Below are 9,923 nucleotides of genomic sequence, written 5' to 3' on the forward strand. Positions count from 1 at the left end.
CGGTCTCGTAGTGGTCGGCCAGCGCCGCCGCGGGCCTGGACGCTACGTTGAGGTCGTCCGTGAGGAAGGTTTTGAAGGTCGACATTACGCAGGCACCTCTCGGATCTTCCGCGCACTGGTCCCGCGGATATCGCTTGTCTGAACGCTGTGCTCGCGTTGCACCTCCTCTTTTGCCGCCTCGAGTGCGTCGGCTTCGGTGGCTTCCGTCGCCGTCGGGTAGAAGTGCCGTTCGGCCCACACGCAGACCTGGTGCCGGCCGTCGGAAAGTTCGGTTTCGTGAGTGACGTTCTCCGGCGTCGCGCCGTATTCCTCGCGGATGTACTCGGCGGCTTCGTCCTCGGCGTCGTCGGGAGAGTCGGCGGTGACCCGTGGCGTGTGTTCCACGTCGGCCGTCACCATCACTTCCCACTCGTATTCGGTATCGTCAGAGTCGGGCATTACGAATCGTCCTCCGCGTCGGTCGTTTTAATCATGAGTTCGTCGCCGTTGACCCCTGCGTGCGTCACCTCTACGTCGTCGATATCCTTGCCGGCCATCTCGAGCACGTCCGCGAGTGGCACCGTCTCGAGATCCTGGTCACCGGGATAGTTCTGGACGCGATCGCGAACGCCCCCGGCAGCCTCGAGCGTGATCCCAGAGACGTCATCGAAGGCCGTTTCCTGCATGAGCATCCCGCCCTCGGTACAGACCTTCGCCTTTCGAACGTCCTCGTCGTATGGCCCCATCGCGAGGATAACCGCCGGTCGGCCGGCGTGCTCGGTCGGCGTACAGTCAACGGACTCGAAGTCCGGCATCTGTTCACCGAGATCGACGTTGTAAATGGCCGCGTCGTAGCGGTCGTCTCGTTTCGGAATCGCGCCGTCGGCGGCCATCACGCATCGACCTCCAAGAGATCGATGTCGGCCGGATCGACGTGCGTTGGATCATTGACGCGGAATAGCAGGTCGGCCTCAAGCACGTCCGCGGCCACGATCTTTCCCGACGCTTCGCCGCTGCCGTCGGCCCATGCGATCGCGAAGTCGCCGACGCGCTCGGTCAGGTTCTCCGCGGTCGTCTCGTGGATCCCGGCCCGATCGTCGGGGTCGACCGGCAGGGGGATCTCCCACTCCCCACCGTCGCGCAGGAACGAAAACGGGCCGTCGTACGTGAGCGACCCACCGTCGTCGGAATCGATCACGGTCACGCTGTTGACGGTATCGGGAGCGGTGTGGTCGCCGTCCGAGACCGACTCAGGGTTAAGCGTGGTGTGTTCGGCGACCACCTTATTCGCGCGGAGGTACGCCGTTTTCGAGTCGTAGACCCAGATGCTCGAGTGACCGTCGCCATCGGGCCAGCGCTCGAGGACGAACCGACTGTCGGAATCCAGTTGCTCGTGGTCGATGCCGGCGTTGTCGAAGTTGATCGCGTGCGGGATCAGCGCCGGGACCACCCGCGCGAGCGTCTCGGATAGGTCCTCGTCGTCGCGCTGGTAGGACAGGAGGATGTCGTGTGCGTCGCCCTCGAGTTCGACCGTTTCGGGCATTACGCATCGCCCTCCGAGAGCCGTTCGGCTTCCCACTCGCGACGTTCCTTGAGTGCCTGTCGGCCAGATTGGGTCAATTCATACGAGTTGGTTCGGTCGTCGATCTCCCCCTTTTCGACGAGGCCGTCATCGACCAGTGCATCGAGGTTCGGGTACAGTCGCCCGTGGTTGATGTCTGTCTCGTAGTAGGCCTCAATCTCCGCCTGAACAGCCTTCCCGCTGGCCGGGCCGACGGCGGCGATCGCGAACAGCAGGTCGCGACGGAAGTGTGGGTACTCAGCAAACGCATCGGTCGTCGTCTCCGCTTGGCTTTCGGCGAGTGCCATACATCAACGATCAATGTTAAAAGGAAAGACTGTTGTGACGACAGACGGGTTTTTTGGGAGTGGTGCCGTAGTTCGGTCGGTTTTGCAACCGTACCTATCGCTCGGGGTGTTTCGAGAACGGNCCGCCTACGACTTTGACAACTCTGAGTTGCATCTACGGCTCTATGGAAGTATTGGGTGGTGATGGACCGATCGCCGGACAGTGGACGAAAACTCGCTACCGGCGGTCAGGATACTCAGCAGCGCCGCCGATCGGGTTCTCTTTGATCGTTACCTGATGGTCGGGCTCGGCCTCGCGATGCTGGTCTGCGAGGTCTTCCGCGTCGTTCTTATCGAACCCGATCTCATGGAACCGGCAGTTCGAACAGACTGCTACGTGGTGGACCTTCATACACGGATGTCAGAGCGATTCAATATAAATCTGATTCCCAGATTCGTCACTGACCCCGCCGTTACCGCATGTCCTCGAGATCGACGAACGACTGCTCGCCGCTCGCTGCGACCCACGCCGTCAGGATCTCGGCCTCGTCGGCAGGCGGGTGGATCGCACACTGCGGCGGGACGCCGTCGGGATCGGCGAGCGTGTGGACCGCGTCGATTCGGCGCTGGTTGGCGTGCGGACTCTCGAGGTCCGATCGGTCGATCCAGTTGAACGGGTCGGGTTTGGAACTACTCAAGGTCAATCCCCTCGTCTAACTCGTCTCGAGACCAGCGTCGGTCGCCCCGGTAGGCGGCGTCTCGGCGGGCGACCAACTCGCGACGGGCCGCCTCGAAGGCCAGCGCCATGCCGCGATGGAGGTCGCCGCTCCGATCGGCGTGCTCGTCGGCCCCCTCCTCGAGTAGATTCGCCAGCGGTGGGACGACCGCGGCCCGGTGGTCGCCCTCGCGTTCGCGCCGGGCGATACAGGCAGCCTCGAGTTCGTCGCGGTCGGGCAGGTCCACCTCGTAGTAGGTCTCGCCGCCGATTTCGACCGGATGGGCGTACATCGCCCCGACCGGGCCGTAGTTGACGAACGTAATCTCGTTGCGACTAGCGCCGTCGGACGTATCCCGTGGCTTCGAGAACCCGAGATACGCCGCGTAGGTGCCGTCCGGCCGACGTTCGACGGCTTGGACGTAGACCGCGTTTCCGAGGTGAATGCTCGGGATTCCTCGAAGTTTCTCGAGGTCGGCGATCACCGGCGGGTCGCCACGGAGGCCGACGTGTTCGGGGGCGGGTTCGGGACCCGTCATTCAAGTACCTCGCTGGGTTCCTCGTCGCGGAGCACGCCCATCGACGCGCCGCATTTGGTACACTCGCCGAAACTGTCGGTCACGTCCTCGATGAGCGATTCGACCGACTCGGCCTTGCCTTCCGTCTCGAGTTCGTACTGCTGGCAGCCGTTCGGACAGCCTGCAACGACAGTGACGCGCTTTCGGTCCGTTGCGTGACGGTGGTCACTCATTCCGAATCGTCCTCCGCGAGTTCGTCGACGGCCTCGAGCGCCGATTCGAGATTCGCCCGGACGTTTCCCCAGTTCTCGTTGCGCGACTCCGAGACGACTGTCCGAAGGTGATTCGAGAGTCGGTCGTCGTCGATCGTCCGCGGGTCGTACACCTCGTCGTGTGCCTGCCACGCGTCTTGGAGATCGCCGAGCCACTTGCGCTGGTTCTCGGTCAGCCCGTGGCGTTCGATCTGTTCCGCGCCGTACGTATCCGGCGTCGCGTACAGGTACTCGTGGCGATTCTTCTCGAGTAGTTGGATCGCCAGGTAGTACACCGGACCGTCGTAAATCTCGTCGAAGCGGTCGGCGTGCTCGCTCGTAATCTCGCGGGGCATTGCCCGCCCGTGGCCGTCGCGACGAGCGGTGATCGCCTGTTCGACTTGGGCGATCGCCCGGTTCGTGTTCGCAAGAGTCTGGCAGAGATCCGAGTGGGCCATCCGAAGCGAGGCCGTCGGAGCCGCGTTCGATTCTATCCCTGCGAGTTGGGAGACGGCTTTCGCAGCGCGTTCGTTGACCTCCGCAACGCGATTCTGGGCGTACTCGAGGTCCTGTCGATCGTCGGTGTCTTGGTGGCTCATCGGTTCATCATGTTCCGAACATCGGCACATCCGTCGCACTCATCGTACGAGAGNGAGGTCCTGTCGATCGTCGGTGTCTTGGTGGCTCATCGGTTCATCATGTTCCGAACATCGGCACATCCGTCGCACTCATCGTACGAGAGTGGGATCGTCCCATGCCGTGGGCAGAAGGCTTCGACAGTCACATCGTCGGCCGTACACTCGAAATCCGGGTGGTCGGCGTGGTCCTCAGGTGTCGCATTCCGGTCTCGGACGCGACTCGCATACTCGAATTCTGCCTCGAAGTTACAACAGTCACACGACACTCGGATGTGCGCGCCGCTGATTTCTGACGCTTTCTGGAGGTCGGTCTTGTGGTCGTCCGCCTCGTGGAGGATGTCGTCCGCCAGTCGCTTCATGGTCTGCCAGTCGCCCTCGAGTTCGCTGCCGTCGAGAGTCGCTGTGATTCGGTCGCCGTTCGATTCGACTACGCCATTCTCACTGTCGCTGTTAGTATAGTCGCTCATTACTGGATGTACCTCGGGTTCTCCTCGTTTTCGTCGCCGTGCTCGAGCTGGTAGATCGCCTTCCGAACGTCCGCGTCGTCGGCTTCGATCATGCCCGAACCCTCCGCTCCTCGCGGTCGTCAGCATCGGTCGATAGATCCAACTCGTCGGGGTCCATCGCTGCGAGTTTGTCTTGGGCCGACTCCTGGNCCCTCCGCTCCTCGCGGTCGTCAGCATCGGTCGATAGATCCAACTCGTCGGGGTCCATCGCTGCGAGTTTGTCTTGGGCCGACTCCTGGTGCAGTCCAAAGCGGTGCAGCCGCTCGGCGACCGTCTCCGAACTGACCTGCCTGTCACAGGCCGTCTCAGCGATTTCGGTGGTCGAGTAGCCCCGTTCGTCGTAGAGTTCGGCGAGCGTCCGGTAGTCGTCATGCGGTTGCAGGTGGCCCGCCCGTCGCAATCGATCGGCTCCCTCCGAGCGCTCGAGACCGAGATCGCGAGCGATCTCCGCGGGGAAGTACCCGCGCTCGTAGAACGTCGCGAGTTCGTCGTCGGTCCACCGATCATCGCCGGTGAGTTTCACGAGTCGGGTCGTGGCGTCGTCGCTGGCCTCGAGTTCGTCGGGTCGGCAGCCCTCGGTGTCGGAAGTGCCGGGATCGGGGAACGCGGCCGTGTGATCGTACGCCGAAAGCGTCAGTTGGTCGTCGGCACGGTCGGTCGGGGTCGGGTTGCGTGTTGCCATGGGTCGAGTCGTGTGCTGGGTGGTCATCGGTCCGATTCTGCCGGAGTAGGGCCGTCGGCGCGGGCTCGGTCCCACGACGGCGCGTCTGCAACCGTCGTGTAGGCCGTTTTTGGGCTGTACNCCCCGCCGAGGCGGATCGACTCACAGACGAGGTCGATCTCTTGCAGGTCGTTCAGACACCGATAGGCCGTCGCGTTCGAACAGCCGAGTGCGTCCTTGAGTTCCGTGGCGGTCACCGGGCCGTCGGCACGCTCGAGGGCGATGTATGCACGGGCGCGATTTGGTTTCACGAACGCCAGCGCGTCGGGGAGGTCGCCGCGGCCGGGGAACTCGTCGGGCGAGACATCAATCATCGCTCTCGATCCCCTCCGAGTACTCCGGGACCTCAGCGTCGGGATCGGCCGTGATCCCGCCGCCGAACGTCGATAGGCTCGGCGTCTCGTCGACCAGGAGATGCCGGCACAGCGCCCGTGCGAGATTGACCGGGACTGCGTTGCCGATCTGCTCAGTGACGTCCGTTTTCGTCTCACCCGCGAGGTCGTAGCCTTCGGGGAACCCCTGCGCTTGCTTGAGTTCGTCGGGCTCGAGCATGCGGTAGCGCACGTCGAGTCCGTAGGGGAACACCTCGGGGACACACAGCGCGAAGCGGTCCCGTTTCGTAACCGTCGGGAGTGGGTCGGCGACATCGTTCGGCGTCGCGTTGCCGTAATACTCGACGAGGAACGGTTCCGGCGTCGCGAGACACGCGGGGGCGGACTTGCGCGCCGTCACAGTCATGAGCGGCCGGTCTATCTTTCGCGTCCGCGGGCGCTGTCCACTGAAACTGTTGTACAGCGGGCAGAGATACGGACTCGAGAGGGCGAACGCGCCGCCCTTCTCGGTCGCGACCGTCGGGAGTTGATCGGTCGTCGGGTCGCGAAGCGTCCCGCCGTGGGAGTAGTGGATCAGCGTCGGCGTGACGAGGTGGCCGTCGTGGTTGCTCGCAGTGACCGTGTGCAGCGGGCGCGAGTCGGCCTCGTACAGCGGGTTCGAATGGAGGCCGCGGCGCGCACCGTTGCGCGGCTTGATGAGCGGCGTCGCCTCCGCGGTCGCCACCGAGATCGCGCCCTTCGTCGCGACGGTTGGGAGTGGCTGGTCCGTCGCCGCCGGGACGCCGCCGGATTGTTGACGCAAGCAGAACGTCTCCGGGCTCGAGAGTTGCAGTTTTCCACCCGTCGCGACGGTTGGGGCCGGTCGTTCGGAGACATCGCGAGCGACCGAGTTGCTGTGCTGTCCGAGTATCTGCGGCGTCGCGAGCGTCGTCCGCCCGCTCGGCACACGCACGAGGAACGGTCGGTCGACGGCCGCTGCGACCGTCGCCGCGTGTTCGGCTGGAACGACCGTCTCGCGCAGCGCCCGGAGTTCGTCCTTGCCGATCGTCTCGAGGGCGTCGGCCAGCGGCTCGAGTCGGTCGCCACAGTGCCGCCGGATGCCCTCAGCGATCCGGGCCATCGTGTTCTTCGCGAGTGGTTGCACGCGCGGGTTCTCGAGGTCGCGCGTCCACAGCGAGTCGCCGAGATCCGACCAGTCGATGATGTCCGCCGCCGTTCGGCGGTCGGGCTTGTCGGGATCGGCGTCGTCGTGAGTCGGGTCGGGCGCGGTCGGGCGGNGATCCGACCAGTCGATGATGTCCGCCGCCGTTCGGCGGTCGGGCTTGTCGGGATCGGCGTCGTCGTGAGTCGGGTCGGGCGCGGTCGGGCGGTGGTCCTGCGACGCGACGATGAACAGGCGCTTTCGGGACTGTGCTTCGCCGTAGTCGGCAGCGTTCAGGACGGTACCATAGTCGTCGTCCTCGTCGTCGAACAGGACCGAGTAACCGAGTGCCTCGAGCATCCCGATCCAGCGCTGGAAGATCGAGCCGTCGTTGGTCGACTGGCCGTCCTCGATCGGGCCCCAGTCGCGAAACTCGGGGACGTTCTCGAGCATGATGTGGTCGGGCTGGAGGTGTTCGACCCAGTGGAGGACATGCCACCCGCTCGCGCGTTTCTGTTCGTTAACGGGTTTGCCGCCGCGTGCTTTCGAATGATGGGGGCAACTCGGGCCGCCCACGAGGAGGTCGACCTCGCCGGGCTCGACGACGTCCGGCGGATGCAGTTCTTCGATCTTCGCGTGGTAGTGCTCGGCCCACGGGTGGTTCTGTTCGTGGGTCTCGATCGCCGGTTCCCAGTGATTGACTGCGTGCAGTTCGACGTTTTGCGCGAGCCACCAGTGAACGCGGGTGTGGCCCGGCGTGATCTCGTCGGCTGCGAGACCAGTCTCGAGTGCGATCGTGTCTGCGTGCGTGTCGATGATCGCTTTGACGAGTCCCGTCGAGAGGCCGCCAGCGCCCGCGAACAGGTCGACGGCGACAAGTTTGTCGCTCATCGTAGCCCTCCGCCAGCTTGGGCGGCTTCACGTGGGAGGTGGCGGTTGTCGGTACACTCGGCGCAAGCGTGGACTACGTCGTGGTTGTCGCCGAACACGCGAGCGAAGCGTTGTGTCACCTGTGCGTCGCAATTCTGGCCCCGCGGGGCCGACGTGGTGGACTCGGTCGTCGGCGTCCACTGGGGACGATCGGTACTCATGCGAGCACCCCCGACAGAGCAGCCATGTTCCACAGCGCCGCCAGCAGCCACGGGAGGGCCAGCCCGACCGGGACGATCGGTCGGTACGGCCGCTCGAGGAACGAGCGACAAAGCAGACCGACGCCGATCGCGCCCGCTTTCAGTGTGAGCATGCCGGCGACGCCGTACTCGAGTGCGCCGCGAGCGGCCGGGTTGCCTTCCGTGAGGCCAGCTTGCAGGCCGATCTGGGTGGTCGCGATATCGGCGGCGATCGCGGCCGCGACGAGGAGCCAACAGGCGTGCTCGAGGGGGAACTGCGGGACGGGAATCTCGACGGTGACGGTTCGGGACTGCATCTATTCCGCACCTCCGTTGGTCGCGGCCCCTCGCGGTGCGTCGATATCGATCTCCGCGATCGGCTTCGGGTCGTGCTCGTCGGCTCGGGTTCGGAGTTCGTCGAGCGTCAGTCCGATCGGGTCGTCGGTTCGTTCATCGTCACCGTTGAACGCGCGCATGAGGAATGGATCCTCGGCCGCGGGCGTCGCGGGAAAGACGTACTCCGTTCGGTCGGTGTACTCGAGGATCAGGACCTCGCCGGCCACGAGTCCCTCCGTGTCGGGATGGAGGTCGTCGGGAGAATCGGACGCCGACTCGGGAGTTGATGTGTCCCTTCCCGAGTCGGCTGTTGTACTGAGGTCGTTAGACGGCTTCCCACTGTCGTCAGGAGTTTCGACAGTTCCGCCGTCCGNTGATGTGTCCCTTCCCGAGTCGGCTGTTGTACTGAGGTCGTTAGACGGCTTCCCACTGTCGTCAGGAGTTTCGACAGTTCCGCCGTCCGTCGCGGTCGCCCTGGAGTCGGTCGGGTCGGGCGTCGGATCGATCGGCTTGTTAGTCAGCTCGCGCTCGCGAGCATTGAGTCGTTTCATGACCCGGGATCGGCCCCAGTGCTCGGCCTCGATTCGCTGCCACTCCTTGAGGAGCGCGAGGTTGTCGATCCCGCGGATGCGGGCGAAGGCCAGGTACAGATCGTCGAGCGCAAGGTACCGAGCAGGATCTTCGCCGAACTCGGCTTTGACCACAGGATGGGCCGGACGGTCGTCCGTGTCCGGATTGAAGGCGTTCCGACCGTTCATTGGCGAACGGCCTCCTCGATGAGTAGATCGTACTCGCGGTCGTAGCTCGGCGTCGCGGGGAGATCAACGTTGATCCCGTCCGACGTGCCGACGACGCGTGGCTGACGGCTGTTATGTGAACGGGTCTCTGACTCTGTCTCATTGCGACTAGTTTTAAGTCGCCCTGTCTGTAACGTGCTCATGCTTCGTGGGGTTGGTATACTACGAAGCACCGCAGCGTGTGCCNTCTCATTGCGACTAGTTTTAAGTCGCCCTGTCTGTAACGTGCTCATGCTTCGTGGGGTTGGTATACTACGAAGCACCGCAGCGTGTGCCACCACGCTGCATTCTGTGACGATTACCCAATCGCCACGAGCGGATGCTTCGTTGTCTACTACATTCAGTTAGATTGACTTAGTTCTTGCCCATGACTCGTGGCGGGGCGGGGGTTTTTAGTACTGCGTTTCGTGCGTACGGACGATGAGTGATCGGTCGAGAGACGACCAGACGAAGCGATTTAATGAAGAATACAGCGACGACAATTTTCTGAAGGCCGTCCGTGAGTGTTCGATCGCGTCGACGCCGAAGATAGCTAAGGAAATCGGTTGTAATCGGAAAACGGCGTTGCGGCGATTGACTGCACTCGAGGACGATGGTGAGCTCGAATCCGAAATGGTGAGCGATGCGAAGGTGTGGACGATATCGGAATGAGCGTGTTCTCTCGAGTATCTGATAGCGGCCATTGAGAATCCCGAGATATCTTTTTCTCGGGCGGTTCTGCTCCGAACGTCTGAGAGGGNAGCGTGTTCTCTCGAGTATCTGATAGCGGCCATTGAGAATCCCGAGATATCTTTTTCTCGGGCGGTTCTGCTCCGAACGTCTGAGAGGGTGCTGAGAGCGATCGGCCGGAACAGGACAGCCACGAGAGAGGGAGAGACGCCGTAGAAAGCGGTAGAACAACGATTCCGTAGGAAACGGGACCCGAGGACGCCACGATAGGAGCCGTCCACCAGCCACGAACTGTCACGATACTGCCATTCGAGTTTCTGCCGAAACTCTTAAATACTGTAGTAATCTACTAGACCGTAGCAG

General features: G+C 63.4%; 14 protein-coding genes. All 14 read right to left on the minus strand.

Features of this window, described 5'->3' with window-relative positions:
• Positions 1-84 precede the first annotated feature (84 nt).
• Positions 85-438: a hypothetical protein gene (locus C486_RS00185; protein ID WP_008451582.1), complete on the minus strand. Its 354-nt coding sequence runs from the start codon at positions 436-438 to the stop codon at positions 85-87.
• Positions 438-872, minus strand: coding sequence for a hypothetical protein (locus tag C486_RS00190; protein WP_008451584.1), 435 nt, complete (start codon positions 870-872; stop codon positions 438-440). The genes C486_RS00185 and C486_RS00190 overlap by 1 nt, the downstream gene beginning before the upstream one ends.
• Positions 872-1,522 (minus strand): hypothetical protein, encoded by a 651-nt coding sequence (locus C486_RS00195; RefSeq protein WP_008451586.1) that lies wholly within the window; start codon positions 1,520-1,522, stop codon positions 872-874. Before C486_RS00195 ends, C486_RS00190 begins: the two co-directional genes overlap by 1 nt.
• Entirely contained in the window at positions 1,522-1,848 is a 327-nt protein-coding gene (locus C486_RS00200; RefSeq protein ID WP_008451587.1) for a PadR family transcriptional regulator, read from the minus strand. Before C486_RS00200 ends, C486_RS00195 begins: the two co-directional genes overlap by 1 nt.
• A 217-nt stretch (positions 1,849-2,065) precedes the next feature.
• On the minus strand, positions 2,066-2,239 hold the full coding sequence (locus C486_RS21240) for a hypothetical protein (RefSeq protein WP_160164278.1): 174 nt from the start codon (positions 2,237-2,239) through the stop codon (positions 2,066-2,068).
• 61 nt (positions 2,240-2,300) lie between these two features.
• Positions 2,301-2,525, minus strand: coding sequence for a DUF7511 domain-containing protein (locus C486_RS00205; RefSeq protein ID WP_008451589.1), 225 nt, complete (start codon positions 2,523-2,525; stop codon positions 2,301-2,303).
• A complete protein-coding gene (locus tag C486_RS00210; protein WP_008451592.1) occupies positions 2,518-3,081 on the minus strand; it encodes a hypothetical protein in 564 nt (187 codons plus the stop codon). The genes C486_RS00205 and C486_RS00210 overlap by 8 nt, the downstream gene beginning before the upstream one ends.
• Complete coding sequence (locus tag C486_RS00215; RefSeq protein ID WP_006187053.1) at positions 3,078-3,293, minus strand: hypothetical protein; 216 nt, start codon at positions 3,291-3,293, stop codon at positions 3,078-3,080. The genes C486_RS00210 and C486_RS00215 overlap by 4 nt, the downstream gene beginning before the upstream one ends.
• The gene (locus C486_RS00220; protein ID WP_008451600.1) at positions 3,290-3,910 is read right to left on the minus strand and encodes a hypothetical protein; all 621 of its coding nucleotides are present in this window, start codon (positions 3,908-3,910) and stop codon (positions 3,290-3,292) included. The genes C486_RS00215 and C486_RS00220 overlap by 4 nt, the downstream gene beginning before the upstream one ends.
• An 86-nt stretch (positions 3,911-3,996) precedes the next feature.
• Complete coding sequence (locus C486_RS00225; RefSeq protein ID WP_008451602.1) at positions 3,997-4,416, minus strand: hypothetical protein; 420 nt, start codon at positions 4,414-4,416, stop codon at positions 3,997-3,999.
• 744 nt (positions 4,417-5,160) lie between these two features.
• Positions 5,161-5,490, minus strand: a complete 330-nt coding sequence (locus C486_RS00235; protein ID WP_008451605.1) for a helix-turn-helix domain-containing protein — start codon at positions 5,488-5,490, stop codon at positions 5,161-5,163.
• Positions 5,483-7,540, minus strand: coding sequence for a DNA cytosine methyltransferase (locus tag C486_RS00240; RefSeq protein WP_008451607.1), 2,058 nt, complete (start codon positions 7,538-7,540; stop codon positions 5,483-5,485). Before C486_RS00240 ends, C486_RS00235 begins: the two co-directional genes overlap by 8 nt.
• Entirely contained in the window at positions 7,537-7,740 is a 204-nt protein-coding gene (locus C486_RS22715; RefSeq protein ID WP_083865974.1) for a DUF7563 family protein, read from the minus strand. Before C486_RS22715 ends, C486_RS00240 begins: the two co-directional genes overlap by 4 nt.
• The gene (locus C486_RS00245) at positions 7,737-8,075 is read right to left on the minus strand and encodes a DUF5658 family protein (RefSeq protein ID WP_008451609.1); all 339 of its coding nucleotides are present in this window, start codon (positions 8,073-8,075) and stop codon (positions 7,737-7,739) included. The genes C486_RS22715 and C486_RS00245 overlap by 4 nt, the downstream gene beginning before the upstream one ends.
• Positions 8,076-9,923 lie beyond the last annotated feature (1,848 nt).

This window comes from Natrinema gari JCM 14663, assembly GCF_000337175.1.
Classification (GTDB): Archaea; Halobacteriota; Halobacteria; order Halobacteriales; family Natrialbaceae; genus Natrinema; species Natrinema gari.